This window comes from Guptibacillus hwajinpoensis (assembly GCF_020524165.1).
In the GTDB taxonomy this organism is placed as follows: Bacteria; Bacillota; Bacilli; order Bacillales; family Guptibacillaceae; genus Guptibacillus; species Guptibacillus hwajinpoensis_D.
The window spans coordinates 265,158-290,989 of the sequence record NZ_JAIVKU010000004.1; the positions used below are offsets into that span (position 1 = coordinate 265,158).

Consider the following 25,832-nt stretch of genomic DNA (forward strand, 5'->3'; position numbering starts at 1 on the left):
GTTCTAGCCAATGACTTAATTCCAACCACGTTCATACTGTTTAGGTGCTTCTAGATCTGCCCCAAGTTCAGCTGCAGCAGTTCTGGCCCAGTAAGGATTTCTTAATAGTTCTCTCGCAAGCAAGACAAGATCAGCACGGTTGTTATGAATGATCTCCTCTGCTTGAAGAGGATGTGTAATTAATCCAACAGCTCCAGTTGCCATATTCGCTTCGTTTCGAATTTGTTCAGCGTGTTTAACTTGATATCCCGGAAAGGCATCAATGCTCGCTGGTACAACCCCGCCTGTACTACAATCAACAAGATCAACGCCTTGTTTTTTCATTTCGCTTGAAAAATAAACGAAGTCTTCCATTGTATTTCCATCTTCGTGGTATTCTTCCGCAGAAATACGTACAAACAGTGGACCGTTCCATACACTATTCACTTCTGTGATGATTTCTTGAAGAAAACGATAGCGATTTTCCTTTGAACCACCGTACTCATCTTCACGTTTGTTTGTTAAGGGAGATAGGAACTCATTAATTAAATAACCGTGGGCACCGTGAAGTTCAATAACATCAAACCCTGCTTTGTTTGCTCTTCGTGCACCTTCTTTAAAGGCCACAATCGTTTCATTAATTTGATCAACCGTCATCTCTTGAGGTGTCTTCATTTTATCACTAAAAGGAATGGCTGAAGGCGCGATTATGGGACCATCCAATACGGCTTTTCGGCCAGCATGGGCAAGTTGAATGCCTACTTTTGCTCCCTGCTCCTGAGAAAGGTGCACGATTTTCTTCAATCCCTCTATATGGTCGTCACTCCAAATGCCAAGGTCCTGTGGAGAGATGCGGCCCTGTTCGGTAACAGCTGCTGCTTCCGTAATAATCAAACCTGTTCCTCCTACAGCTCTAGAAGTATAGTGTGTGTAATGGAAATCGGTTGCTTTCCCGTCCATTGCTTCACACGAATACATACACATAGGACTCATAACAATTCGGTTAGGAAATGTAACGTTTTTAATCGTATAAGGTGTAAATAATGCTGATGACATGCGATCTCTCCTTTATTACTTCTTTCGTGACCCTAAGTATAGCATGTACAAAAATAGAAGTCGCAAATCGTGCTTTACTTTGTTATTATGCTCCAAATGTGTTTCCACCAAGGTTTTTTTTGTTGAGAAATTTGCTTGTTATGCATGATGTTTAGAGCAAGGTCAGGAACATCTGTCATTAAACCGTCAACTTCCCAATCGAGAAATTGTCTGATCCATTTTTCTTCATTGACCGTATAAGGGCGTACTTTTATACCGTGAGATCGAACGGTTTTAATAAGTGGTGCATGGATGGATTTGAAATGAGGATGAATCGCTTTAGCTTTTAGTTTTTTGGCGTATTGCCATGGTTCATGTAAATTCCCTTTGTAAAGAGGTGCTGTTTCTAATTTAGACCATAATTTATGTACTTCAATCAATCTTTCATGTTCAAAACTAGAAATCAGCGTGTTTTTATCAGAACGAAATTTTTTTATCATCGGTATGGCTGTTTGGGCGAGAAGATCATCATTCTCTCGATAATATTTTAATTCAATATTTAGCCACAAATCAGGATAATTGGAAGCGAAAGTCAATACTTCCTCCAAAGAGGGAATGCGCTCGTGTTGAAACTTTGGAGAAAACCAGCTGCCAGCATCAAGCTTTTTAAGATCAGCAAAAGTAGTATCGGTCACAATTCCTTTCCCAGATGTCGTCCGCTTTAATGTACGATCGTGAATGACAACAGGAACCCCATCTTTTGAAAGTTGGATATCAATTTCAATTCCTTCAGCTCCAAGCTCTACTGCTCGTTCATAAGCACTTATTGTATTTTCTGGACATTGTCGACTAGCGCCTCTATGAGCAAATATGATTGTCATAATTTTCCCCATTTCTTCTGGTCTTTTCAAGTTTTGTATGTATAAAATATGATAAAGTAAACTCCCATTCGAACCTTTAGGAGAACTTGAACCTTACCTTAACGGTTTGAAAATGGTTTAGGTGGTGAGACGGAGAGTCGTTCATAAAAGTCCGTCTATGCCCATTTAACCTACCAAAAACAGGGGGATTTTGCAAAAAAAGAGGAGGGGGCGATGAGATGGAGAAATGGCAATCAAAAGAAACGCTTATGTATTTGTTATCGAGACTTGTCGAACATCAGAGTATAACAGGTTCTTACCCAGAGGTAGCACTTGCAGAATATATCCATCTTCAGCTTCAGGATTTAGACTATTTTAAAGACAATCCTCAAATGCTTGCTCTTCATCCAACAAGTGATGGTCGTTCTTTTGTTACAGGGCTCATTAAGAATGGAACAGCGAAGAAAACGGTCATTTTAATCAGTCATTTCGACGTAGTCGATATAGAAGATTACGGACAATTCAAAAATCTAGCATTCAGTCCGTACGATTTAACAGAAGAAATATACAAGAATCTCGATAAAATGCCACTAGAAGTTCAGAATGATCTTGAGAGTGGAGAGTGGGTGTTTGGTCGAGGTGTGATGGATATGAAAGCCGGAATTGCCTTGCAGATGAGCATGCTTGAAAAAGCAAATGCAGGGGAGTTTGATGGGAATCTTTTATTTCTTACTGTTCCAGATGAGGAAGCCAATTCATTAGGGATGATCGAAGCCGTTCCAGTGCTCGTTGAAATGGCGAAACAACATGATCTCACCTATACAGCGTGTTTAAATTCTGAACCTGTTTTCACTAACTATCCTGGTGATCAAAATCTCTATGTTTATTCTGGATCAATTGGCAAGTTACTTCCTGGTTTTTTCTGTTATGGTCAAGAAACCCATGTTGGCGAGCCATTCTCTGGCTTAAACGCGAATTACATGGTTGCAGAAGTAACAAAAGAGTTAGAATTAAATGCTGATTTCTGTGAAGTCGTTGATGGAGAGGTAACACCTCCGCCAACCAATTTAATGCAAAAGGATTTAAAAGAAGGATATTCGGTTCAAATTCCACATGTAGGAGTTACTCTATTTAACGTGCTTGGAATGGAGAGTAGTATCCAACAGATTACAGATAAACTGATGAATGCCGTTAAAATTGCCGCCAGGCGTATTGAACTTCACTATTTAGAAAAAGCAACTGCCTTCTCTATGCTTCAAAGTTATGTTCCTGAGCCATTTAAGGTAAACGTGCTAACCTACGAACAACTTCATCAACGGGCTGTTACTTTGTTTGGAGAAGCCGAAATTAAACGTCGGCAGGATTACATCTCGGCAAACTTTAAAGATCTTGGCGATCGAGATCTTTCAACTCGAATGGTGTTTGATCTTGCGGCGCTTTGTAAAGATGATGGGCCAATGATCGTTCTTTTTTATAACCCGCCGTTCTACCCGGCCGTTTCTTCTCGTCATGATCCATTTATTCAAGAAACGATTCAACGTGTCATGGCCTATAGTGACACAAAGCATGAAGTGAAGTTGAAACCGCAACATTACTTTCCAGGGCTCTCTGATTTAAGCTTTGTTGGGTTAGAACGAACGAAGGAAACCATTAAGCCACTAATGTGCAATATGCCTTTATATGGGCAATCTTACACATTACCACTCGAGGCGCTGGAACAATTGAAGGTTCCTGTTATGAATCTTGGACCAAAGGGAAGAGATGCGCATAAATGGACTGAGCGACTTGAACTAACCTATTCTTTTGAAACGCTACATGAAATGCTTCCTTATACAATTAAACAACTCCTGCGGTAAAGCGTTTTTCTTCTACATGAGAAGGGAAGTTTGCTATCATGTAAGAATCCAGTTGAAAAGGAGATTCTTTATGATAAAAACGTTTCGTCGGATTGGGCTAGTGCTATTTGCTCTCTTCTTTATTTTTGCGGGTATTGCGCATTTTGTCCAAGGAGAAGGCTTCGCAGCAATGATTCCTGAATGGGTACCTTTCAGGCTTGGGGTGATTTATGTAACAGGAGTTCTTGAAATTGTATTAGCTATTTTGCTCCTCGTTCCATCTACGCGTAAGCAGGCACGATTTTGGACGGCAGTTTATTTAATTCTTATTTTCCCCGCCAATATTTATGCAGCGATTGCTGGTGTTCCAGCACCTGGACAGGAAGAAGCAAATACCATGTTACTTTGGATTCGATTACTCTTTCAACCATTATTAATTTGGTGGGTGCTATGGGCTGCCAAACAAAAGGATCATTCATCATTTTAAAACGTATTATAGAAGTTCCTTCATGTTCGCTATTTTGGTTCATCATAGTATCTTGTTAAATGGGAAGAATAATGACAAAACAAGTTCGTGAGGGGGAAACAGAGTAGTGGAGCAAGTAACCTTTAAAATTGATGGAATGACTGGTGATTATTGTGCAGCAGTGATTCGTAGCGCCTTACTAGAACTAGGTGGTGTTTCAGCTGTTGAAATTCATTTTAAAGAAGGAAATGCAGATGTTACCTTTGATCCAAGCAAGGTTTCTCGGTCAGCTTTGCAAGAAATAGTGGAAAACCAGGGATACGTTGTCTCATAGAAAAACCAGCTGACTTGTCAGCTGGTTTTTAATAAGTGAATTATTTTAGAATGTGTGTGCAGCATCTTTCGCGCGTGCAATTGCATTTTGTTTAATTTCTTCTGCTTTTTCTGGCATCGCGTTATGACCTTCTACAAAAAGTCCTTCGTAGCTTGGAACGCCGTAGAATTGCATCATCGTTGTAAAATAGCGATGTCCCATCTCCATTTCTGCTGCAGGACCTTCTGAATAAACACCGCCACGAGCTTGAATGTGAATCGCTTTTTTATCGGTTAAAAGACCAACTGGCCCATTTTCAGTATATTTAAAGGCTTTACCAGCTACTGATACAGAATCAAAATATGCTTTCATTACTGGAGGGAAGGAAAAATTCCAGAGTGGTGTTACAAATATATATTTATCCGCTTCAATAAATTCTTCACTTAATTCACTAAGACGCTGTACTTTTTCTTGCTCACTAGCAGATAATTCTTCGAAACCTTTGCCGGACTGTAATTTTCCCCAGCCGCTAAAAACATCCGCATCGATTTGAGGGATGTGCTCACGATAAAGGTCAAGGTGAACAACTTGATCGTTTTCATTTGTTTCCTTGTATGTGTCAATAAAAGCTTTCCCTACTGCCATACTATAAGATTGTGTATCATCGTGTGGATGTGCTGTGATGTATAATACTTTTGCCATTTCAATGTTCATTCCTTTCATGATGTGTGAATTTATCTCGAATTAAATTATTCTTAATTCAAGACAAATTATAAAGGATGTTGATTTTGGATTCAAGTATTTTGCTTATAATCATGATTATTTAGGTTGAAGTGGAATGAAAAAAGCCTTGCTTTTTAAGCGAGGCTTAGCTTTTAGGCTGCTGAAATGGATTACCGCTGAGGTTTTTTCTGGCTTCATCTGTAAGTATGAAAGGTTGCTTTTTTTCAACAGGGGTTGAAGAGGTACTAGAGCTTCCATCAAAATGAATTGGTTTACCAATCATTAGATCGCCTCCTTGTCTCTATTACGTTTATTTTACTTTGTATTTCAAACAAATGGAAGGTGTTCCATGATTTTAAAGGTGAATTTCTTCTATAAAAAAGAAAATGTGATATCTTTAGATTGTGAATCTTAATTACGAGCTTAAAATGATGTAAACTTAATTCACGACGTAACTTGTTAGGGTCTTCGCTAAAGGAGCTATTTTATGCACATTATATCAATTTTATTAGGGGTTTTATTTGTACTTAATCTTGGTTTTGCCGCTCTCGTTATTTTTCTTGAACGTAAAGATGCTGGTGCAACATGGGCCTGGCTAATGGTTTTGCTTTTTATCCCTCTTCTTGGTTTTGTCATGTACTTGGTCTTTGGTCAAAACCTCAGCAGAAGGCGGTTATTCGATTGGGATAACATTAAGAAAGTAGGAATTGAGGATTTAATAGAGGAACAGGTTAGTGAAATTAAAAGCGGTGTTTATCCATTTAGGCATGAGGAAATTGCGCGACATAAGGACTTGATTTATATGCATCTCGTTAATGATGATGCCGTGCTAACACAGGACAATGCGATTCACATTTTTTCAGACGGTAAAAAAAAGTTTGATTCTCTTCTTGAAGATATTGGGCGTGCTAAGGATCATATTCATTTCCAATATTACATTTTCCAAAAAGATGAATTGGGAAGGCGAATTGTAGAAAAGCTCGCTCAAAAGGCGCGAGAAGGCGTAAAGGTTCGCGTTCTTTATGATGAGATGGGGTCACGAAAAACTAGGAAGCGTTTTTTCAGAGAGCTGATTGAAGCAGGTGGAGAAGTGGAGGTCTTTTTCCCCTCACGTATTCCTTATGTTAATACGCGATTGAATTACCGGAACCATCGTAAGCTTGTTATAATTGATGGAGTCCTTGGTTATGTTGGTGGATTTAATGTGGGGGATGAGTATCTTGGATTAAACCCGAAGTTTGGATATTGGCGAGATACACACCTTCGTATCGAGGGAAGTGCAACCCTCGCTATGCAAACTAGGTTTTTGCTAGATTGGAATCATGCTGCACGCAATAAGGTAGGATATGAATCTTGCTATTTCCCAATCATTGAACCAATAGGGAAAGCTGGTGTTCAAGTTGTTAGCAGTGGACCAGATTCTGAATGGGAACAAATCAAGAATGGATATATTAAGTTAATCACTTCTGCAAAACGAACGATCTTTATCCAAACGCCTTATTTTATACCTGATGCTAGCCTTTTAGATGCCCTGCGCATCGCAGCTCTTAGCGGTGTAGATGTTAAATTAATGATTCCTAACAAGCCTGATCACCCATTTGTCTATTGGGCAACCTATTCCTATGTTGGCGAACTACTAAAAGCAGGTGCAAGAATATACATTTATCAAAATGGTTTTGTTCATGCAAAAACGATCACGGTCGATCGTGAAATTTCTTCTGTCGGAACCGCAAATATCGATGTGCGCAGTTTCCGATTAAACTTTGAAGTCAATGCCTTTATCTATGATGAACATATATCCACAGAATTAGAGAATGTTTTTATTGAAGATATGAAGAAAAGCGTGGAATTAACGGAAGAAGCCTATTTAGATAGGTCTCTTTGGATTCGATTTAAAGAGTCGATCTCAAGATTGCTGTCTCCTATTTTATAAATATTTTCCTATTCCTTTTCGAAAAGCGTGCTACTCTAGCACGCTTTTTTTATATGATTTACGGAATATAAGAGGCATTTCATGAAACATTCCTTTCTTCTATTTCGTATAGCTTATAGATGCAAAAGTTTGAATATATTTTCTAATAAGGAAAAAAGTCCTAAAGATCCTGTGTTATGATAGTTGGGAAGATAAGGAAATGAGCGGGGGATAGTCTATGATTAAGGAAAAAATGAAAAAAACACACGTGCCGTTTCGGCTGAATATTTTATTTCTATTTGTTTTTTTATTATTTTCAGTTCTTATACTAAGACTTGGGATGATTCAAATTGTACAGGGGGAAGATTTTGAAAGGATATCAGAGCAAACCGAAAATGTGACAGCAAAATCATCTGCTCCGAGAGGGAAAATGTATGATCGGTATGGACGAGTCCTTGTCGATAATGAGCCTACGTTTACGTTAACGTATATACGAAATCAAAATACGACACAGCAGGAAAGGCTTGAAGTGGCTCGCAAACTAGCTTCATTTATTGAAATGGATACGGATAAGGTGACGGAACGCGATTTAAAAGATTTCTGGATTATCACTAGACCAGAAAAAGCCAAAGCGAAATTATCGGATGAAGAATGGGAGGAACTTGAATCTAAAAAGGCTTATCAGCTTCAAATTGATCGCATAAAGGAAGAAGATCTTAAGGACGTTACGAGTGATAAAGATGAAATGAAAATTGCTGCAATCAAGCGACAAATGGATTCTGGGTATGCGCTTTCTTCTCAATCCATAAAAAAAGGGTTAACGCGGGAAGAAATTGCACAGGTTAGTGAAAACCTTGAAGATTTGCCCGGTGTCGATATATCTCCAGATGCTGAACGCGTCTATCCTTATGAGGAAACGATGGAAACGATGTTTGGTAATCTCGGACAAATTCCAAAAGAATCATTGGATGCTTATACGATGAAAGGTTACGATAATAACGATCTTGTTGGCATCAGCTATCTTGAAAAGCAGTATGAAGATTTATTAAGAGGTCAGAAATCCATGAAGAAATATGTTACGGACAAATCAGGAAAGCCAATTGGGGAACCTGAAGTGATTCCTGGAAAAAGAGGGAATGATCTAGTTTTAACAGTCGATATTGATCTGCAACAGGAGCTTGAAACGATTCTTGAAGAAGAATTAAGAAAAGCAAGAGCGCGCGGGAATCCATATGCAGACCGTGCATATGCGATCGGAATGGATCCAGAGACAGGTGAGATATTAGCGTTCGGCGGAACGAAATATAGCTCTAAGGACAATGACTATATTGAATATTCGTATGGAACTTTGTCAGAAGCATACGAAATGGGCTCAGCAGTAAAAGGAGCATCTGTGCTAACGGGCTATGAAACGGGAGTCATTAGTCACGGAACAACCCTATTTGATACCCCAATTTCTATACCTGCTACTAAAGATAAAGCCTCATATGCAAACCTTGGTTGGGTGAATGATGTCGAAGCGCTAGAACGATCTTCCAACGTCTACATGTTTAGGATCGCTATGATGATGGCAGGTTATGATTATGTTCCAAACACAAGTGGGATACCATGGGATCCAAATACATTTAATGAGGTTCGCTATCATTTTAATCAATTTGGCCTTGGAAACAAGACAGGAATTGATATGCCGATCGAAACCACGGGAATTAATGGTGGTATTCAGCAAATTGGTAACCTGATGGATTTAATGATTGGCCAATTTGATACGTACACGCCTCTTCAGATGGCTCAATATATTTCAACGATTGCAAACGACGGGAAAAGAATTCAGCCCCATTTCTTAAAAGAAGTTCATGAAGCATCCAACGTCGATGGCTTGTCGAATATTATTGTGGATCAGTTTGATACAAATGTGATGAATCGGATTCAAATGAGTCAAAGCGATATTACTCGTGTACAAAATGGCTTGTGGCGAGTAACGAATGGCAGCAATGGTACTGCGACGAAGTATTTTAAAGGAGTAGATTTTACTCATGCGGGTAAAACTGGTACCGCTGAAGTGAAGTTTGGACCTAATCATAATATTGATGGATTTAATTTAACTTTTGTCGGTTATGCTCCTTATGAAAACCCTGAAATCGCGTTAGCTGTCGTCGTTCCAAGTTTGAGTAGTGATCGAAATGAATCAGTCAACAAAGATATTGCAAGGCGGCTATTTAAAGCTTATTTCGATCTGAAAGATGAACCGAAACCTGTAGCACCTACGGAAGAGAAAGAATAAAATAAGAAAAGCCTCGCCATCGCGGCGAGGCTTTTGTTTGTTTACCAAACCCCAAGAACATCTAGCATAACGAATAGAATAAGAAGCGGTGCGACGAAACGAATAAGGAAATACCACGTTTCGAACAAGCCTTTCTTTAATCCACTACCACGTTTCAATTCTTCATATAGGGCAGATTTTTTCATTTTTAAAGGAACGAAAAGAGATATTAATAAAGCCCCGATTGGGAGTAGAACATTACTCACCGCATAATCAGCTAAATCAAAAATCGTTTTATTAAATAAGGTGACATCGCTTAAAACACCGTATGAGAGAGCTGATGGAATGCCAACTGCGAAAATGGCAAGTCCGATGATCCAGGCCCACTTTTTTCGTTTCTGAAGTTCTCCTTTAGAAATAACTGAAACAATGATTTCGAGCATTGAGAATGCGGAAGTTAAAGCCGCAAACAAGAATAGAACTAAAAAGGCAATGAAAAAGAGCATTCCGAAAGGTAATTGACCAAATACTGTCGGAAGCACATTAAATAAGAGAACGGGACCAGCTCCAGCTTCAAGGTCGAAAGCGAAGACTGCAGGAAAGATGGCTAAGCCAGCAAGAAGAACGATAAAAATGTTCATGACCACAATTGAAAGAGCAGATCGTGGTAAGCTTTGCGTTTTCGGTAAGTAAGAACTATACGTGACCATAACCGATACTCCGACACTTAGTGTGAAGAAAGATTGCCCCATTGCTTCTAAGATGGTTTGAGACGTTACTTTTGAAAAATCAGGTTGAAGCAAGAATAATATACCTTCCATTGAACCTTCTAGCGTAACGGCTCGAATGACTAGAATAATGAAGAGAAGAAATAAAGCCGGCATCATGACTTTACTTGCTTGTTCAATCCCTTTTTCAACACCTCTTGCTACGACAAGAATAGTTAAAATAATGAAAATAAACTGCGAGAAAATACTAATAAATGAGTTTGAGATCGTTGTTCCAAATACTTGCGCGTATTCATCGGATGAAAGTCCGGTTAACTCTCCTGTAATGGCTTTATACAGATAGGCAATGATCCATCCCCCGATGACACTGTAAAAGGATAGTAAGATGAAAGAAGTAACCATCCCCATAATTCCAACACGATACCACTTTGATTCCGGTGATATGGTTTTATAAGAATCTACTGCGTTGCTTTGAGCGGTTCGCCCTATTGAAAATTCCGCTAGGAGAAGTGGAAGGCCAAGGATCAACGTAAATAAGATAAAGATTAGAAAGAAAGCGCCCCCTCCATTTTGACCTGCGGTGTACGGGAATTTCCATATGGCTCCAAGACCAATCGCTGATCCTGCTGCAGCGAGAATAAATCCAAGTCTTGAAGACCACTGTTCGTTTTGACTCATGATGATGCTCCTTTCATTATTTATTGAATGCTGACTCCGTTATTCCACAAAAAAATCGCCCCTACGTTATCCGTAGGGACGATTGTTATCGCGGTACCACCCTGGTTGTGAGAAAACTCACCACTTCATTGTGTAACGATCTTCACCGTCTTTTGCGTGTGCAAAAGAAGCTCCAGAAATGAAATTCACGTCCTTTTATATACCGATTCTCACCAACCACCGGCTCTCTTTAATAGGGAAAAGGTTGCTACTTGTTTTCCTTCAAAGCAGTTCAATATTTATAGAGTTATTCAATTTTTATCATGACCTATTGAAAGTGTCAATATAATTTTATATATGGAAAAATTATCCGTGAAGCTAATCGTCTTTCTTCTCCTCTTCAAAATGAGCATCGACAGGACCTTTTTTCTGTTTCGGTTTCTTGCGGCGGATTGACTGTAAAATCTTTTTGTAGTTTAATGAAAAAGTTTTGGGCTCATAATGTTCAGAAGCTTTGATATCAGCCGTAGAAGCACGCATAAAAGACCAACCAAGCATAATCATAATAAAGAGAAGGGGAAATCCACCGACGATACTTGCGGTTTGAAGAGTACCAAGTCCCCCAACAAACATGAGGACTAACGGCATAAGGCAAAGCGCGAATGCCCAAAATAGTCGGTTCCAGCGCAATGGTTCGTCCTTCACCTCTTTTTGAACAACGGAGGCTAAAATATATGAGCTTGAATCAAACGTCGTCGCGAGAAAAATAATCGCTAACACGACAAAAATGAAAATCATAAACCAAGATAAGGGAAGTTGGCCAATTGTTTCGATGATGGCTCTTGGCGCTCCTTCATCATTTAGAACCTTAATGACATCAAATTCACCTGTTAACTGCATATGAAGTCCATAATTTCCGAGGATTCCAAAGAACAATAAACTTCCAAGGGTTCCATAACTAATGGTTCCAAGGATCATTTGTTTGATAGAACGGCCTCTTGATATTTTGGCAACAAATAGGCCAACAAAAGGCGCGTATACGAGCCACCATGCCCAGTAAAATACGGTCCAACTTTCAGGAAAACCAGTTTTATCATATGGACCAAGAGCATTGAATGGTTCCGTCCAAGTACTCATATGAAAGAAGTTATCCATCAACAAACCGACACTGTTGGTTGTCGTTTCAACGAGAAACCGGGTTGGGCCAAACAGTAATACAAAGAGAAGCAGAAAAATGGAGAGAACTAAGTTAATATCCGATAAAACTTTAATTCCTTTTTTTAATCCTGAATAAGCACTTATGGCAAAAATGGCTGTTACGAGAACAAGTATCAGCGTTTTTAAGACCATTGTTACGCCAATGCCCGTGAGAGCGTCTATTCCCTCTGCAATCATTGGTGTACCAAGTGCTAGTGTTGTTCCTGCTCCCCCAAGCAGACCAAACATGAATAGCACATCGATAATCGTTCCGAGAGGCCCATCTACTAAGTTTCCGATTAACGGTCTTGTCGCTTCGCTTATTTTTAGGACTGGTTTTTTGCGTACATAGTAAAAATATGCCATTGGTAAAGCGGGAAGCGTATAGATGGCCCATGCGATCGGTCCCCAATGGAAGATTCCGTATGTACTTGCCCATAGGATCGCTTCTTCCGTGCCTGGCTCTAACCCAAAAGGGGGACCCTGATAGTAATAAGCCCATTCAATTGTGCCCCAATATAAAATACTTGAGCCAATTCCAGCACAGAAGAGCATCCCTGCCCAAGAAAAATTGTTGAATTCCGGACGCTCGTCTTCTTCACCTAAACGCACTCTTCCGTTATCACTAAAGGCGACATAAATTAAAAAGAAAAAGATACCGAGTCCAACTAGTAAATAGAGCACCCCAAATTGGGTAGTCACGAACTCATTCGCTTTGTTAACAAATTCCTTTCCGCTTTCAGGAAAAAGTACAAGCGGAACGGTTACAAGTAGCAATAAACTCAAAGCACCCAAAAACGTAGGCCAATCAATTAAACGCTTATCCATAACCTTTTAAGCTCCTTTACGATAGCTAACTAAGCTTAGTTTCTAGCATGCCCACATTTTTATACAACGTTTTTATTCTTTGAGTGAGACTGTGTTTTGTTATACTAATGGAAGAGAATGTTGGATTAGAAGGTGATGAATGTGGAGAAATTTACTGAAGATGTTGTTTCGATTATTAAAGGAATCCCACCAGGTAGAGTCATGACTTATGGACAGATTGCAAAATATGCAGGAAAGCCACGTGGAGCAAGACAAGTTGTGCGAATTCTACATGCGATGAGTCAAAGGCATAAACTGCCGTGGCACCGTGTCATTAACTCGAAAGGCGAGATTAGCATACCAACAGAGGAAGGCTACATCGATCAAAAGATGATGTTAGAAGGGGAAGGGATTGTTTTTCTTCCTAATTCAAAAGTCGATTTAACTGTATATCGCTACGATCCACAACTAAAAGAATAGAAAAAAGATGGCCACCCCATAAAAAAGGTGGCCAATCTTTTAGTTCAAATGTCTGATTTCACATTCAAAAGCCTTCAATGTCATTAAGATAATAAGAATGATGGCAGATGCATTCATAACTTTTGTAAAAGGGGCTATTTGTTTTCCAATATGTTTGTGCTTTTCTAAAATGCGCTCTTGTTGAGCGGTCTTTCTAGGAGGAATCCGAGCTACATGTAGGAGCTCTTGAAAAATCCTTATTGTGAAATAATTTTAGGCATAAAGTAATCGAATTCATTCATTTAATGGAACAAAAGTGTAAAAAAAGACCCTCTTCTTATACGAAAGAAAGGAGGGTCTATAGGGAAGAAATGTTACTTGCTTTTCTCAATACAGGAAATTAAGCGTTTCTCGATATCATAACCAATTTCGCTTAGATTGTCTTTTCCTGTTAAGTTTAACAAAGTGGTTGGTTTTGGCATACCGATCTTCGTCTGCCCTTGATCATCAAAGATAACGATTTTGCAAGGAAGAAAATAGCCAACTAACTTATCTTCATTTAGAACACGCTCTGCCTCTTTCGGGTTACAAACTTCGAGAACGCGGTAAGGGGTTTGGAAGTCCATTCCTTTTTCTTGCAACTTAGCGGACAGATCAAAATCCCATAATACACCGAATTTTTCTGTTTGCAGTTCATCACTTAAGTCAGAAACTGCCTGGTCAACTGTTTTAGAGGTTTCAACTGTATAATGGAAACTCATAGAGCAAAACTCCTTTCATTAGTATTCTGTTTTCATTTATACCCTGCCTCGTATATTCTAAACGAAGAAACCTTAAAAAAAGCAAGCGAATATATCGCTTGCTTTTTTTCTTTATTTGGTCATTTTAAATGCTGCGTTTAACTGTCCGCGAATCATTTCATCTCTGATTTTATCTTTATCTTTCTGCTTTTCTTTCTTATAGAGCTTTTTAATTTCAAATGTTTGCATACCGTCTTCAATTTGATTTGCGATGTCCATTAGTTTTTCTACATCCGTAAACGAGAATTTTCTTGTACCACCACCAGAACGGTCAGGTAGAATAAGGCCTCTTTCTTCGTAGTAGCGGATCTTTCTCAAAGATAGCCCTGTTAATTCGCTGACTGATCCGATGGGCAAAACTTTTTTATCTTTGTATGACATCTCCAGTCACTCCCTATGCTCATATTCATAATGCAGCTACCGCTACATATACTATTGAAGTCTTCTAAACTGGCAATCTGGTATCATTATAGCATAGTCAACCATAATTGGTGATCAAGATGTTAGAATACCTAACATAAGTTATGCAGAGAATACAAAGTTTGTGTGAGGAAAGGTCCCAAGGTCCTTGCGAGTATACGTGTAGGGTGTCAAAATAGAAAGGTGCAAACGGTTGTATTAGATACTGAGGAGGATGCAAGGATGGTATATAAGGAAACCGTTTTGATCACGAGTAAAGTTACGATGGCCTTCTTGATGGACTTTGTAAAAAGTGCAAACCTCTTTAGTAGTTACATTATAGTAGAGGTTGAAGGCAAACGATTAAATGCGAAGAGTATTTTAAGTATGGGTAGACTGACAGCTCATTTTGGACCAATGACCATTATTGCGACGGGACTAGATAGTGAAGAAGCTTTAGTTCACTTAAAACAAATGTGTAAGGTTGTCCAGAAGAAGAGTGTGTGAATAGAAATATAGGGGTTCTATAAGATTTTAAACAAAACGTCCTTTTTGTTTAGCCCGGAAATTTCAGTAGGTGACCGGGCTATACACATTACTTTTGTTTTTGAAAAAGATTCCCTAGATCTTGTGAGCGATTCGTTGCATCTGTAATACAAGATAAAAGAGCTTCTTCGAAGTGATACGCTTTGAGCGTTGCGATTCCTGCTTGAGTCGTTCCCCCGGAACTTGTGATTTTTTGTCTTAAAAGTTCTGCTGGCTGTTTCGTTTGACGAAGCATCATAGCGGCTCCTTGAATGGTTTGCAAGATGAGTTCGCGTGCTATTTCCTCTTCAAGTCCGTTTTGAATAGCGGCTTTTTCCATACACTCTACCATGTAATAGAAATAAGCTGGACCGCTACCAGATAACCCTGTTACGGCATTCATCTTATCTTCCGGTACAGGCACAACGCTTCCAATCGTTTGAAACAGTCGCTTCGTAAACAGTAAGTCGTTTTCACTCGCAAACGCTCCGCCTGTAATAGCTGTTGCGGATAGCCCTATAGTGGCCGATGTATTTGGCATCGCCCGAACAATTGGAGTGGGAGTAGAGATTTTTTCTCCAATGTAAGTGGTTGTAATCCCTGCTAAAACGGAAATGATTAAATGGTTTTCATGAATATATGGCTGAATCATGCTTAAGGCATCAGGAGCGTCAGCTGGCTTCATTGCTAGAATAATCACTCTGTTTTGTTGTAACAATTCTTGAATATCTTGAGTAACATGAACGCTGTATGTTGTTTTTAATTCCTCAAGTCGCTGTGAATTGGAGCGATTCATTAACATAATTTCGTCAGGTTCTACAAATTTTTCGGAAATCATTCCTTCGACAATGGCTTCTGTAATGGAACCGGCACCAATGAAGCCGATGTTGTTTTTGGTCATCATCCTCATCCTTTCCAAATAAAACGCCCACTCATCCTTATGAAAAGGACGAATGGGCGTTATCCGTGGTACCACCTTATTTTTGATATCAACATATGATATCCTCTCGTTCCTTATAACGTAGGAAGCGGCTGTATTTCTACAGCGGACTCGAGGGTAGGTTCAAAGTAGTAATGGGAAGGGACTTTTCAGCCAATGAATCCCTCTCTCTGGCGCTTACTAGAACTTTTACTAATCCCTTTCAAAGCCGATACAATCATTCTAATTTTACATAGTATGCTATGAAAATAAAAAAATGTCAACCTCAAATGTCGGAAAATTCTAATTAAATTATCTCGATATAATGACAAAGAGAACGAACAGCGATAGAATAGAGGTAGGTGATGTAAAGAAAAGTAGAGGTGGCGGTAAATATGAATCTAACGAAAGAAAAGGTCCTGTCGATCACGGTTCCGACTCCATTTGCTGTGGGTCCGGTCAATTGTTTTTTGTTAAAAGGAGACGCCTTAACGCTGGTTGATACTGGTCCTCGTACACCTGAAGCGCAGTTAGAACTTGAGAAGCAACTAAAGAACTATGGTGTAGCTTTAGAAGATATTGAACAGGTGGTACTCACGCATCATCATCCTGACCATATCGGCCTTGTTGGAAAGATGATGCAAAAGGGAGTTAACGTTCTTGGACATTGGAAGAACGACCGATGGTTACAAATGAGCGATTCTTTTTTGAACGAAAATGAAGCGTTTATGACAGGGATTTACCGTGAAGCTGGAGTTCCTGAACAGTATTTCGATCATGTAAGTGATACACGTGGCTATCTTGCATATACAGACCGAGCGAAATGCGACCAGCATCTCTCGGAAGGAGATGATGTACCAGGCTGTACCGGTTGGACAGTGATGGAAACGCCAGGTCACGCCCAAAGTCACATTTCCTTATGGCATAAGGAATCGAGGATGATGATAGCGGGTGACCACCTGATTAAGAAGATTTCATCAAATCCCTTAATTGAACCACCATATGTAAAAGGGGCGGAGCGACCTAAGCCACTTCTTCAACAGAGAAGTTCTTATCGTAAAACGTTAGATGCTCACCTTCAGTATGTCTATACCGGTCATGGAGAGCCTATTCTAAATCCGGACGAATTGATCAAAGAACGTCTACATAAACAAGAAGAGCGTTCGGAGAAGGTAGCATCCTTCTTAAAGAATAAACCTATGACTGCTTTTGAAGTTTGTCAGCAATTATTTCCAGGCGTTTATAAGAAGCAAACAGGTCTTACTCTCTCCGAAACGATCGGACATCTTGATTATCTTGAGTCGGAACATGTTATTGTGAAATGTAAAGAAAAAGAGAAAACGGTTTATCGATCACGATCGTAAGAGGTGAAGCAAATGAAAAACTTAAAGAACAAAGTCGTTCTGATTACAGGGGCATCAAGTGGAATAGGAAAACAGTTAGCGATTGATTTAGCTAAAAAAGGAGCGAAACTCATTCTTGTCGCTCGCTCAGAAGAAAAATTAATGGAAGTAAAGCGTTTAATCGAACGGAGCGGAGCTTATGCGCCAGCAGTATGGACAATTGATGTTGGGGACGGAGAGCGTGTTGATCATGTTCTGCCAATGCTTTTGGAAGAGATGCCTCCGATTGATGTTTTAATTAATAATGCTGGGTTTGGAAAATTTGAAGCGTTCGTGGATGCCGATATGAAAGACATTGAAGCAATGTTTGACGTGAATGTCATTGGACTCATGCGATTTACTTCGCATGTGCTACCAGGCATGATCGCTGCAGGAGAGGGGCACGTAGTCAATATCGCCTCTCAAGCAGGGAAGCTTGCTACGCCAAAATCTTCTGGATATTCGGCTTCAAAACATGCGGTACTCGGATTTTCAAATAGCTTGCGGATGGAAATGAAAGAACACAAGATTCAAGTGACGACGGTGAATCCAGGTCCAATCAAAACGAACTTCTTTGAAACGGCCGATAGTAGTGGCACTTATACGAAGAACGTAGAAAAGATGATGCTCTCAGCAGAAAAAGTATCGCAGGAAATTATTTCTGCTATTGAAAAAGGCGCACGAGAAGTGAACCTTCCGAAATGGATGAATGCTGGAGCTAAGCTTTATCACACGGCCCCAGGGCTTGTAGAAAAGGTAGCTGGAAAGTTTTTTGACCAAAAGTAAGGTTATTAAGAGAGCATCAAAACGATGCTCTTTTTTAATTGGCTCATTTTCTGAAGAATTGGTATTTTTCTGTTATTTTGGAAAATGGTGTTGTTTTCAAACAAGAAAGAAGTTTACACTTAATCAAGATACGATGCACAAGTGAAAGAGATGAACTGACAGGGGGAGAAAATGAAAAGGAAATCAATCTTTGTGGAAATTTCAATTGAAACGGAAATGGAAGATTTATGGGATGCATCTCAGCAACCCCATCAGCATGAACAGTGGGATCTGCGATTCACTTCCATCACCTACCTACCGAAAGAAAATGAAAGTGATCCGCAACACTTTTCCTATAAAACAAACACGGGGATTGGAGTAGTGGTAGAAGGTTGGGGGAAAAGCGCTGGTGAGTTTAATAGCAAGGACGGATCGAGAACATCTTCGTTGCATTTTGGTACGGACCAGCAGATTTCGATTATCTCAGAGGGGAAAGGTTATTGGAAATACATACCCGATGAAAGCGGGAAAGTAACGTTTTTAACCCAATATGATTATGACACGCGTTTTGGAAGACTAGGTGCTTTGATCGATGCTGCGATCTTCCGTCCAATGATTGGGTGGGGGACGGCTTTAAGTTTTGATGTGTTGAAGCGATGGCTAGAGAAAGGAGAATCACCAGCATCCCAATATACCCGATTTATTAGCTATTGGCTGATCACGTTTATGTTTAGTTTCGTTTGGATGTATCAGGGGCTAGTTCCAAAAATATGGCTGAAGCATCCTGAAGAGGTCTCTATGGCAACGAGTCTACTACCAGAAGCTATTGATGCTTCTGTGGTTGTTTTTGTAATGGGGATAGGCGAAATTTTGTTTGGTTTGATCTGGTTGTTTTATCGAAACAGGTACTGGTTATTTAAGTTTCAAATGATTGCTTTCCCTTTATTAACATTGTCAGCTATTTTAGCTGCTCCACATGCATTGGCACATCCATTTAATCCTTTAATATTTAACGTTAGTTTGTTCGTCTTATCTGTTATTGGGATGAAGATTTGTCGTGATATTCCAACAGCAAAAAATTGTAGGCGAAAGAGATAAGGAGCATGGTCATGTCGATTTATAAAAAAGCACTAGGCGAGCATTTTTATCAGCTTCATCCGATGTTACAGAAAAGGTATACGTTCTCAAAACAACATGATTTCTTTGGAACAGGAGTGATGAAGAAGATTTCCGGTGGTCCTCGATGGCTCTATCCCATATTTTATCTTGGTACTAAGGCGAAACTCCTTTTTCCTGAGAGAGGAACCAATATTCCCTTTCAAATTAGAAATACGTTTAGGTGCGGGGTTGATGGAAAAGAACAGGTCCATTGGCAACGTATGTTTTCTTTCGGGCATAAAACGCGTTACTTTAATGCGCTCATGACTCTAGATGAGAAAAGGCATATTATAGAAGATTATTTAGGAGAACCTGCGTTACTATATTCAGATCTTGCTTTTCAGGTAAACGGTGATGATGGGAGTATGACGATTCAATCATTGAATCAGAGAATGGTGCTCGGTCGAAAAGAACTCCCTTTGCCACGATTTTTTCAAGGTCTAGCGACTGTAACTGAACGATACCTAGAAGATCGAGAAAGCTTTTATATTCACGTGACGGTGAAAAATCCCATTATCGGAACTGTTTTTTCGTATGAAGGAGAGTTTACAAGTGAGAGCGAATCATAACTCTTTTCCGGTTAGCCAAATACAAGGAAGGAAAGTGGTTGGGGAAGAAATTCTGAAAGAAATTGCGGATCATACTACTTCTTACAGTGGATTAGTGAGCGACATGAGCATTTATGAACCCCATCTTGAATGCCATGACCTCTCTCCAACAATTAAACATTTTTATGAACATACAACCGAATACAGATTGTTTGCTAGTGTAAAATGGTATAGATGGTTTAAACCTCTAGCAATGTTATATCGCTTTTTTAGTCGGAGAATCCTTCAAATCAACCTTCCATTATCAAGGAAGCCGGTCGAAATGACAGGAGATATTATTTCGGTTAATGAGCATATGGATGGAAGACTTCAGCCAAGAGCCTGGGTAAGAAAAGTGAATGGAGAAGTGTGCTTTGTTGCCCTTTATTCTTGGCACAAAAAGGGAGACAGAACGTATATGAACATCGGATTACCACTCCCTTTTTCTACAATGACTGGTATTCTTGAATTAAATCAATATGGAAAAAGTCTGCAGCTGTCTAGTAGAAAAAAACGCACTTCAACAGCTGATACAGGAACGTATTTATCAACGAAAAATAAACAATTTTCATTACCAATTGATGAAGAGTTTTTTGTTGAGCAGGTTGGGGAGGGATCTTTAAAGGCTCAGCACGAGATGAGGATTTTTTTCATTCCCTTTTTAACGATTGATTATATGATTCGTCATAAAGTTGTAATGGAGTAGGTTCGACACTGAGAGCGATAGTTCTAGAAGGTTAATTAATTGAGTCAATTTTAAGTGAAACAAACAACGATAAGCTGAGAGACAAAGTGAGGTTACAAGATGGTGGATGAGACAGTAAGAATATTTGATGAAAATAGAACCCCAATTGGTGCGGCTTCACGAGATGAGGTACATCGAATTGGCCACTGGCATGAGGTTTTTCAATGCTGGTTCGTTCGAAGAGAAGAGGGAGAAATAAAAGTGTATTTGCAGCTTCGAAGTTCCTTGAAAAAGGACTTTCCTGGTCTCTTTGATATTACAGCTGCCGGCCACTTAATGGAGGATGAATTAGTAAATGACGGAGTGAGAGAAATCGAGGAAGAACTTGGGATTCCCGTTTCTTACGATGAGTTGCATCCCTTACTTGTGATGAATGCATCGATCAAGCAAGATGATTTTATTGATAATGAAATCGCAAATATCTTTCTGTTTGAATACGATCAATCGTTCGATGCATTTAATCTTCAAAAAGAAGAGGTTGCCGGAATCGTTGAAGCTGATTTTGATGCGTTCTATGATCTCTGGATGGGAAATCAAACCGACCTTCATGTAGATGGGTTTTGGTTTAATCACAATGGGAAACGAAAGAACCTGACGAAAAAAATAAGCAAACGTCATTTTGTTCCACATGAATCCACTTATTATGAAACGATTGTTAAAGAAATGAAGAATTACTTCAGTCAAACACATGGAAAGTAGGAGAGATACGTATGGAACAAAAGCAGTTGCCGCTTGTAACGATTAGAGAACTCTCCCTTTTGGACGTAGAAGATCGTTATCAGTGGTGTCTTGATCGAGAAGTGACAAAGCATTTGAATATGCCTGAAAAATATCCACCGTTTACCCGAGAAGAAACAAGCAACTGGATTCAATTATGCATCAATCGAAAAAACGGATATGAACAGCGAGCGATCGTTACAGGAGAAGGAAAGCACATTGGTTGGGTAGATTTAAAGAATATTGATCGATTAAACGGTCATGCTGAGCTAGGGATTGCCATTGGTGATAAACGCTATTGGGGGAAAGGGTATGGCGTAAGCGCTATGAATGCGATGCTCGAATGGGGTTTTACTGAATTAAACTTAAATAAGATTTGGCTCAGAGTGGAAATGGATAATGAGAAGGCGATTAAGTCTTACAAACACAGTGGTTTTGTGGAAGAAGGTATCTTGCGAGAAGATCGCTACCGAGAAGGATGTTACGTCGATCGACTAAGGATGAGTCTCTTGAGAGGAGAGTTTCAAAACAGCCATTAATCTTGAAATGGTTCATTAAAATTCTCATACTTAACTAATCAATGAATTTTTTGCCTATTATTGTCATATTTTGTGTTATACTATCAGTTGTATAATGATATTATTCTATTTAACTTAAATTAATTGCTAAAGGAGAAGCCGTATGAATTGGTATTTGAAAGTATTAAAGAATTACGTGAACTTCCAGGGAAGAGCGAGACGTAAAGAATACTGGATGTTTACTCTTTTTAACATTATTATCTCAGTTGTCCTAACTCTAGTAGAAACGGTGGCTGATATTTCTCCATTTTTAACAGGGATTTATTCTTTATTCATCCTTTTACCGGGCCTTGCTGTAACAGTTCGCAGATTGCATGATACAGGTCGAAGCGGCTGGTGGATATTGATTGGTCTTATTCCTCTTATTGGTAGTATTGTTATTCTTGTTTTCACTTGTCTTGAGAGTGAGCGAGAAGAAAATCGATTCGGTTCTAATCCAAAAGCAGCTTAGTTTGTCGAAATTCAAAGAAAGACATTTCATTAAACCGCTAATCCATTCGATTGGCGGTTAGTCGTCTAGTTAGAATAGATCCAACTTGATTATTCAACACATTGGAGAGATGATTGTGAACCCGATATTAATGGAAGTTGAAACGTCTCTTGAAACAGAACGACTAACGTTAAGAATGCCCCAGCCTGGTGATGGTGAAGTAGTTAATGAAGCGATTCGCTCTTCCATAGATGAATTAAGACCATGGCTAGGTTTTGCGCGAGTAACACCAACTCCTGAAGAGACGGAAATTAACACAAGAGAAGCGCATGTTAAGTTTTTAAAGCGTGAAAATTTAAGGTATCTCGTTTTTTTGAAAGAAACAAATGAGTTTGTAGGTTCAACTGGTTTTCATAACATTGATTGGGATGTTCCAAAACTTGAAATAGGATATTGGATGGCAACGTGTCAGAGTGGCCATGGCTATATGACAGAAGCAGTTCAAAAACTTACTCAATATGCTCATCAGGGTTTGGGATGTAGAAGAGTTGAAATTCAGTGTGATCGAGAGAACGAGCGGAGTCGTGCAATTCCTGAACGATTAGGTTACCTTCTTGAGGGAACGCTCAAAAATGATGATTTGTCTATTGATGGGGAGCGCATAACGGATACTTGTATCTACTCAAGTACCATTTGAAGTTACTGCTAATAAAAACGCATGGCTGATCGATCTTTGGGGATCGAATAGCCGTGCGTTTTTTTTATGGTTGCTTAGCGCATTACGCTTCCGCCTGAAATCTTCAAAGATTCCCCAACAATGTTTTCAGAGGCGTTTGATAAGAGATAAACGATGCTGTTCGCTACTTCTTCGGGTTGTGTAATTCGTCCTGAAGGCATCGCTTCCTCCACAGCTTTTAATTCTTCTTCAAAGCTTTTATTTTCTCTTTTCCCTTTTGACTCAATGCTGTTTCTTCCCATTTCTGTATCAACAAATCCAGGGCAGACGGCGTTCACTCTAATGCCATCTCGAATTGCCTCGTGTGCAAAGGACTGAGTAAAACCGGTGATCGCAAATTTTGAAGCACTATAGGCCGTGTTTCCGAAAGTTCCTCGAAGTCCGGACAGAGAAGAGAGGTTCACAATAGAACCTTTTTTCTTATTTTCACGCATTTTATTATAAACGAGCTGTGTTAATAAAACCGTTGAGAAATAATTGAGTTCCATTACCTTACGAAGGTCTTCTTCGTGTAATTGATCGAGCGTATCGCCGCCACCAATTCCAGCTGAATTTACTAATCCGGTAATCTCTCCTCTTTCTTTAATCGCATTTTCAATTAGGTTCGCACGATCCTGTTCGTCGTTTAAATCGGCTGGAAGAATGGTCACTTTAGCATCCGCAACTAACTTTTCACATTCGGCCTTTAACCCTTCTAATTTCTCTTTATTTCTTCCAGTGATTGTAATGGAAGCCCCTGCTTGAACAGCGGCTTTTGCCGTTTCGTATCCAATCCCACCAGTTGCTCCAGTGATTAGCACATGTTCTTGTTTGAGTGCATCTTCTTTAAAAATGGTCATGATTTCTTCCTCCTTTTTTGTTCTAGCCCTTTTTCCCGTTTAAAGACTTATAAAACCTTCCGAAATTGAAAAGACAGGTAGCCAGTAGCTACCTGTCTTACAGAAGTTGTTATTGAACACCAACAGCGTTAAATGCCTGTTTGACAGACTGCACTTCTGAGCTTCCGCTTCCATAAAGATCAGTTGCTGCTTGAACGGCTGCTGCTCTCATCTGACTAAAGTTCGAAGATGCGGTTAGGTATTGTGTTAATGTACGATAGTAAATAGCCCCAAGCTTGTCTTTTCCAATTCCAGATACGCTGACTCCGTAGAATGTACCGCCTTCACTTAAAAGATAAGCCGCTTTATTCATAATCCCGCTATTAATATGAACACCACCGTTATCCTGTGTACCTGTATAGCGTACAGAGTAATGATCAGGATCGCCAAATTGCGATGGGTCAGACATTGAACGAAGAGCGTCCCCAGAAGTTCCTGGTGTATAGATGTCTTCACCAATTAACCAGTCTGGATTGTTATTATCATGAAATTCCACAAGTGTTCCGAACACGTCAGACATTGATTCGTTTAGTGCACCCGATTCATTTTGATAAATGAGATCCGCTGTCGTATCTGTAACCGCGTGTGTTAATTCATGTGCTACAACATCCTCGCCGCCAGAAAGAGAGACGAATGTGGAGCCATCTCCATCACCATAGACCATTTGGCTACCGTTCCAAAACGCATTATTGTAGTTACGACCGTAATGGACAGTTGATTCTAGTGCTGCGCCGTTTCCGTCATAACTATCTCGATTGAAAACATCTTTATAATAATCGTACGTTGCTCCTGCATAATAGTGAGCGTCGACTGCTGCCGCATCGTAGCTTGCATTAAAGGCGTTATCCGCATCCGCCCATAATGAACCTGGTAGTCTTGTCCGATTAGCTGCGTCATAAGTAAGAATCCCGCCGCCTCTCGTTGTATCTTTCAAATAATAGGTCGAGGAGGAAAGAAGCGTATTGAACGTTTTTTGGTCACCGAGGACGCCTGTTCCGCTGGCCGTTTGAATTGTTCCGGTGATCGCACCACCGCCCGGCTTACCAACGCCTTCTTTTTTAGCTTCATGAAGGGCGTTAAAGCTTGTTAGTACTTTACCACTTGTTGCGTCAATTATGTACTGCCAGTTCCCTGGTTCAGGTGAAAGGAAGTTTAATGTGACGTGATAAGCGTATGTCGCAGATTCTCCCTCTGCATAAACGACAAGGTTTGATTCAGGTTTCTGTTCATAAGTTGGAGAGAAGCCTAGATCCTCTTCTGCTTTTTTAATAGCATCCTGTTTCTTGAATTTTGTTGTTTTTTTAAGCTCTTTCTTCGATCCAAGGTCCGGAATCACTGTACCGGATACAGCAGTTAAGACGCCGCTTTCATCAATGTGTGCGGTTTGAGTGGACCCATAAACCGGTGTTCCTTCATGAAGCTGCTGTAAACGAAAGACCGTGAAGCCGAGGTCGTCTTTTTCCTCTGAAAGTATTTTAAAAGCATCCTGAGCCGACGCTCCACTAAATTTGTAGAGGCTCTTCTGATCGTTCAAGTAATTAAATAATACTTCATTGGGATTTTGAGAGCTCCCTTTTGTTAACTTTCCTGAAACAAATGAAGGTGTCCCCGTTGTTTTATTCATATTCGTATCGGCTGCTGCAAAGGTAGAGGATGGAGCGAACATCGTACTAACGAGCCCCACTGATAAGCCTATTGAAAGCAAGTTCTTCTTCTTTCCCATTCCTGTTTCCCCCTCGTGATTAAGATGTGCTTACTTTATCACGAAAGTTTTAATATTCAAACTATTTTAACAATTATTGATATTTATGACCTATTCTTTCGTATGTATTAGTAGGTCTATTTACCTGTAACATCATGACCGTATAGGTCATTAGACTCGAACTTTTCTATCGCAAGATCCAACTTTAAAGTCGTAACCTTTTTGATTGGAAGAAAGTACTTATTGTAAAGGGAACGTATATTCGAGTAAAATACGGGTA

Annotated in this window: 27 protein-coding genes and 2 other annotated features; of the genes, 16 read left to right on the top strand and 11 right to left on the bottom strand. The window is 39.7% G+C overall.

Going from position 1 to position 25,832, the window contains the following annotated elements:
• Positions 1–15: 15 nt before the first annotated feature.
• Together namA and LC090_RS08415 are read right to left on the bottom strand one after the other, a co-directional pair.
• Positions 16–1,035: an NADPH dehydrogenase NamA gene (gene namA / locus LC090_RS08410; RefSeq protein WP_226657101.1), complete on the bottom strand. Its 1,020-nt coding sequence runs from the start codon at positions 1,033–1,035 to the stop codon at positions 16–18.
• A 74-nt stretch (positions 1,036–1,109) separates the two neighbouring features.
• Positions 1,110–1,895, bottom strand: a complete 786-nt coding sequence (locus LC090_RS08415) for a glycerophosphodiester phosphodiesterase (RefSeq protein WP_226657103.1) — start codon at positions 1,893–1,895, stop codon at positions 1,110–1,112.
• Between the two features lie 218 nt (positions 1,896–2,113).
• Between LC090_RS08415 and LC090_RS08420 the strand changes: the two genes are divergently transcribed.
• The 3 genes from LC090_RS08420 to LC090_RS08430 all read left to right on the top strand — a co-directional run bounded on the left by LC090_RS08420 (position 2,114) and on the right by LC090_RS08430 (position 4,509).
• Positions 2,114–3,730 (top strand): M20/M25/M40 family metallo-hydrolase, encoded by a 1,617-nt coding sequence (locus LC090_RS08420; RefSeq protein WP_226657105.1) that lies wholly within the window; start codon positions 2,114–2,116, stop codon positions 3,728–3,730.
• 70 nt (positions 3,731–3,800) lie between these two features.
• Positions 3,801–4,196, top strand: coding sequence for a DoxX family protein (locus tag LC090_RS08425; RefSeq protein WP_226657107.1), 396 nt, complete (start codon positions 3,801–3,803; stop codon positions 4,194–4,196).
• Between the two features lie 106 nt (positions 4,197–4,302).
• Positions 4,303–4,509: a heavy-metal-associated domain-containing protein gene (locus LC090_RS08430; protein WP_226657110.1), complete on the top strand. Its 207-nt coding sequence runs from the start codon at positions 4,303–4,305 to the stop codon at positions 4,507–4,509.
• Positions 4,510–4,554: 45 nt separating this feature from the next.
• Here LC090_RS08430 and LC090_RS08435 read toward each other — a convergent pair whose 3' ends face one another.
• Entirely contained in the window at positions 4,555–5,190 is a 636-nt protein-coding gene (locus LC090_RS08435; protein WP_226657112.1) for an FMN-dependent NADH-azoreductase, read from the bottom strand.
• A 166-nt stretch (positions 5,191–5,356) separates the two neighbouring features.
• On the bottom strand, positions 5,357–5,494 hold the full coding sequence (locus LC090_RS08440; RefSeq protein ID WP_226657114.1) for a hypothetical protein: 138 nt from the start codon (positions 5,492–5,494) through the stop codon (positions 5,357–5,359).
• Between the two features lie 204 nt (positions 5,495–5,698).
• Between LC090_RS08440 and cls the strand changes: the two genes are divergently transcribed.
• Positions 5,699–7,144 carry a cardiolipin synthase gene (gene cls / locus LC090_RS08445; protein ID WP_226657116.1) on the top strand — a complete coding sequence of 482 codons (1,446 nt, stop codon included), beginning with the start codon at positions 5,699–5,701 and terminating at the stop codon, positions 7,142–7,144.
• A 217-nt stretch (positions 7,145–7,361) separates the two neighbouring features.
• Complete coding sequence (locus LC090_RS08450) at positions 7,362–9,404, top strand: peptidoglycan D,D-transpeptidase FtsI family protein (RefSeq protein WP_226657118.1); 2,043 nt, start codon at positions 7,362–7,364, stop codon at positions 9,402–9,404.
• Positions 9,405–9,445: 41 nt separating this feature from the next.
• Here LC090_RS08450 and LC090_RS08455 read toward each other — a convergent pair whose 3' ends face one another.
• Positions 9,446–10,789: a sodium-dependent transporter gene (locus LC090_RS08455; protein WP_226657120.1), complete on the bottom strand. Its 1,344-nt coding sequence runs from the start codon at positions 10,787–10,789 to the stop codon at positions 9,446–9,448.
• A gap of 71 nt (positions 10,790–10,860) precedes the next feature.
• Positions 10,861–11,063 (bottom strand) — a binding site (T-box leader).
• Between the two features lie 83 nt (positions 11,064–11,146).
• Entirely contained in the window at positions 11,147–12,793 is a 1,647-nt protein-coding gene (locus LC090_RS08460) for a BCCT family transporter (RefSeq protein ID WP_226657122.1), read from the bottom strand.
• A gap of 135 nt (positions 12,794–12,928) precedes the next feature.
• Here LC090_RS08460 and LC090_RS08465 point away from each other — a divergent pair, with 135 nt between their 5' ends.
• Complete coding sequence (locus LC090_RS08465; RefSeq protein ID WP_226657124.1) at positions 12,929–13,252, top strand: MGMT family protein; 324 nt, start codon at positions 12,929–12,931, stop codon at positions 13,250–13,252.
• A gap of 353 nt (positions 13,253–13,605) precedes the next feature.
• Here the strand turns inward: LC090_RS08465 and LC090_RS08470 are convergent, their stop codons facing one another.
• Together LC090_RS08470 and LC090_RS08475 are read right to left on the bottom strand one after the other, a co-directional pair.
• Positions 13,606–13,992 carry a DUF302 domain-containing protein gene (locus tag LC090_RS08470; protein ID WP_226657127.1) on the bottom strand — a complete coding sequence of 129 codons (387 nt, stop codon included), beginning with the start codon at positions 13,990–13,992 and terminating at the stop codon, positions 13,606–13,608.
• Positions 13,993–14,103: 111 nt separating this feature from the next.
• Positions 14,104–14,412, bottom strand: a complete 309-nt coding sequence (locus tag LC090_RS08475) for a MerR family transcriptional regulator (protein ID WP_098444122.1) — start codon at positions 14,410–14,412, stop codon at positions 14,104–14,106.
• A 261-nt stretch (positions 14,413–14,673) separates the two neighbouring features.
• On the opposite strand from LC090_RS08475, the gene LC090_RS08480 reads away from it, so the two are divergent.
• Positions 14,674–14,937, top strand: a complete 264-nt coding sequence (locus tag LC090_RS08480) for an HPr family phosphocarrier protein (protein ID WP_226657129.1) — start codon at positions 14,674–14,676, stop codon at positions 14,935–14,937.
• Positions 14,938–15,025: 88 nt separating this feature from the next.
• On the opposite strand, the gene proC is transcribed toward LC090_RS08480, so the two are convergent.
• Positions 15,026–15,859, bottom strand: coding sequence for a pyrroline-5-carboxylate reductase (proC, locus tag LC090_RS08485; protein ID WP_425590639.1), 834 nt, complete (start codon positions 15,857–15,859; stop codon positions 15,026–15,028).
• A gap of 38 nt (positions 15,860–15,897) precedes the next feature.
• Positions 15,898–16,110: a binding site (T-box leader), on the bottom strand.
• A 159-nt stretch (positions 16,111–16,269) separates the two neighbouring features.
• Between proC and LC090_RS08490 the strand changes: the two genes are divergently transcribed.
• The 9 genes from LC090_RS08490 (at position 16,270) to LC090_RS08530 (ending at position 22,933) form a co-directional block, all read left to right on the top strand.
• Complete coding sequence (locus LC090_RS08490) at positions 16,270–17,238, top strand: MBL fold metallo-hydrolase (protein WP_226657131.1); 969 nt, start codon at positions 16,270–16,272, stop codon at positions 17,236–17,238.
• A gap of 12 nt (positions 17,239–17,250) precedes the next feature.
• Entirely contained in the window at positions 17,251–18,042 is a 792-nt protein-coding gene (locus tag LC090_RS08495; protein WP_226657133.1) for an SDR family NAD(P)-dependent oxidoreductase, read from the top strand.
• A gap of 171 nt (positions 18,043–18,213) precedes the next feature.
• Positions 18,214–19,119 (top strand): DoxX-like family protein, encoded by a 906-nt coding sequence (locus LC090_RS08500; RefSeq protein ID WP_226657135.1) that lies wholly within the window; start codon positions 18,214–18,216, stop codon positions 19,117–19,119.
• 11 nt (positions 19,120–19,130) lie between these two features.
• Complete coding sequence (locus tag LC090_RS08505) at positions 19,131–19,748, top strand: DUF4166 domain-containing protein (RefSeq protein WP_226657137.1); 618 nt, start codon at positions 19,131–19,133, stop codon at positions 19,746–19,748.
• On the top strand, positions 19,732–20,472 hold the full coding sequence (locus LC090_RS08510) for a hypothetical protein (protein ID WP_226657139.1): 741 nt from the start codon (positions 19,732–19,734) through the stop codon (positions 20,470–20,472). The genes LC090_RS08505 and LC090_RS08510 overlap by 17 nt, the downstream gene beginning before the upstream one ends.
• Before the next feature lie 99 nt (positions 20,473–20,571).
• The gene (locus tag LC090_RS08515) at positions 20,572–21,210 is read left to right on the top strand and encodes an NUDIX hydrolase (protein WP_226657141.1); all 639 of its coding nucleotides are present in this window, start codon (positions 20,572–20,574) and stop codon (positions 21,208–21,210) included.
• Between the two features lie 11 nt (positions 21,211–21,221).
• Positions 21,222–21,767 (top strand): GNAT family N-acetyltransferase, encoded by a 546-nt coding sequence (locus LC090_RS08520; RefSeq protein WP_226657143.1) that lies wholly within the window; start codon positions 21,222–21,224, stop codon positions 21,765–21,767.
• 142 nt (positions 21,768–21,909) lie between these two features.
• Positions 21,910–22,257 (top strand): DUF805 domain-containing protein, encoded by a 348-nt coding sequence (locus LC090_RS08525; protein WP_226657145.1) that lies wholly within the window; start codon positions 21,910–21,912, stop codon positions 22,255–22,257.
• A 115-nt stretch (positions 22,258–22,372) separates the two neighbouring features.
• Positions 22,373–22,933, top strand: a complete 561-nt coding sequence (locus tag LC090_RS08530; protein WP_226657147.1) for a GNAT family N-acetyltransferase — start codon at positions 22,373–22,375, stop codon at positions 22,931–22,933.
• A gap of 74 nt (positions 22,934–23,007) precedes the next feature.
• Here the strand turns inward: LC090_RS08530 and LC090_RS08535 are convergent, their stop codons facing one another.
• Both LC090_RS08535 and LC090_RS08540 read right to left on the bottom strand, forming a co-directional pair.
• Positions 23,008–23,811, bottom strand: a complete 804-nt coding sequence (locus tag LC090_RS08535; RefSeq protein ID WP_226657149.1) for an SDR family NAD(P)-dependent oxidoreductase — start codon at positions 23,809–23,811, stop codon at positions 23,008–23,010.
• 109 nt (positions 23,812–23,920) lie between these two features.
• Positions 23,921–25,573: a M4 family metallopeptidase gene (locus LC090_RS08540; RefSeq protein ID WP_425590640.1), complete on the bottom strand. Its 1,653-nt coding sequence runs from the start codon at positions 25,571–25,573 to the stop codon at positions 23,921–23,923.
• Positions 25,574–25,832 lie beyond the last annotated feature (259 nt).

Bases quoted from the DNA above. Each gene is read 5' to 3' on its own strand.
- LC090_RS08475 (WP_098444122.1), bottom strand. From the start codon at position 14,412: ATGTCATACAAAGATAAAAAAGTTTTGCCCATCGGATCAGTCAGCGAA.
- LC090_RS08515 (WP_226657141.1), top strand. From the start codon at position 20,572: ATGGTGGATGAGACAGTAAGAATATTTGATGAAAATAGAACCCCAATT.
- LC090_RS08505 (WP_226657137.1), top strand. From the start codon at position 19,131: ATGTCGATTTATAAAAAAGCACTAGGCGAGCATTTTTATCAGCTTCAT.
- proC (WP_425590639.1), bottom strand. From the start codon at position 15,859: ATGATGACCAAAAACAACATCGGCTTCATTGGTGCCGGTTCCATTACA.
- LC090_RS08450 (WP_226657118.1), top strand. From the start codon at position 7,362: ATGATTAAGGAAAAAATGAAAAAAACACACGTGCCGTTTCGGCTGAAT.
- LC090_RS08435 (WP_226657112.1), bottom strand. From the start codon at position 5,190: ATGGCAAAAGTATTATACATCACAGCACATCCACACGATGATACACAA.
- LC090_RS08460 (WP_226657122.1), bottom strand. From the start codon at position 12,793: ATGGATAAGCGTTTAATTGATTGGCCTACGTTTTTGGGTGCTTTGAGT.
- LC090_RS08455 (WP_226657120.1), bottom strand. From the start codon at position 10,789: ATGAGTCAAAACGAACAGTGGTCTTCAAGACTTGGATTTATTCTCGCT.
- LC090_RS08540 (WP_425590640.1), bottom strand. From the start codon at position 25,573: ATGGGAAAGAAGAAGAACTTGCTTTCAATAGGCTTATCAGTGGGGCTC.
- LC090_RS08535 (WP_226657149.1), bottom strand. From the start codon at position 23,811: ATGACCATTTTTAAAGAAGATGCACTCAAACAAGAACATGTGCTAATC.
- LC090_RS08425 (WP_226657107.1), top strand. From the start codon at position 3,801: ATGATAAAAACGTTTCGTCGGATTGGGCTAGTGCTATTTGCTCTCTTC.
- LC090_RS08440 (WP_226657114.1), bottom strand. From the start codon at position 5,494: ATGATTGGTAAACCAATTCATTTTGATGGAAGCTCTAGTACCTCTTCA.
- LC090_RS08470 (WP_226657127.1), bottom strand. From the start codon at position 13,992: ATGAGTTTCCATTATACAGTTGAAACCTCTAAAACAGTTGACCAGGCA.
- LC090_RS08415 (WP_226657103.1), bottom strand. From the start codon at position 1,895: ATGACAATCATATTTGCTCATAGAGGCGCTAGTCGACAATGTCCAGAA.
- LC090_RS08490 (WP_226657131.1), top strand. From the start codon at position 16,270: ATGAATCTAACGAAAGAAAAGGTCCTGTCGATCACGGTTCCGACTCCA.
- LC090_RS08500 (WP_226657135.1), top strand. From the start codon at position 18,214: ATGAAAAGGAAATCAATCTTTGTGGAAATTTCAATTGAAACGGAAATG.
- cls (WP_226657116.1), top strand. From the start codon at position 5,699: ATGCACATTATATCAATTTTATTAGGGGTTTTATTTGTACTTAATCTT.
- LC090_RS08525 (WP_226657145.1), top strand. From the start codon at position 21,910: ATGAATTGGTATTTGAAAGTATTAAAGAATTACGTGAACTTCCAGGGA.
- LC090_RS08420 (WP_226657105.1), top strand. From the start codon at position 2,114: ATGGAGAAATGGCAATCAAAAGAAACGCTTATGTATTTGTTATCGAGA.
- LC090_RS08495 (WP_226657133.1), top strand. From the start codon at position 17,251: ATGAAAAACTTAAAGAACAAAGTCGTTCTGATTACAGGGGCATCAAGT.
- LC090_RS08480 (WP_226657129.1), top strand. From the start codon at position 14,674: ATGGTATATAAGGAAACCGTTTTGATCACGAGTAAAGTTACGATGGCC.
- LC090_RS08520 (WP_226657143.1), top strand. From the start codon at position 21,222: ATGGAACAAAAGCAGTTGCCGCTTGTAACGATTAGAGAACTCTCCCTT.
- LC090_RS08465 (WP_226657124.1), top strand. From the start codon at position 12,929: ATGAATGTGGAGAAATTTACTGAAGATGTTGTTTCGATTATTAAAGGA.
- namA (WP_226657101.1), bottom strand. From the start codon at position 1,035: ATGTCATCAGCATTATTTACACCTTATACGATTAAAAACGTTACATTT.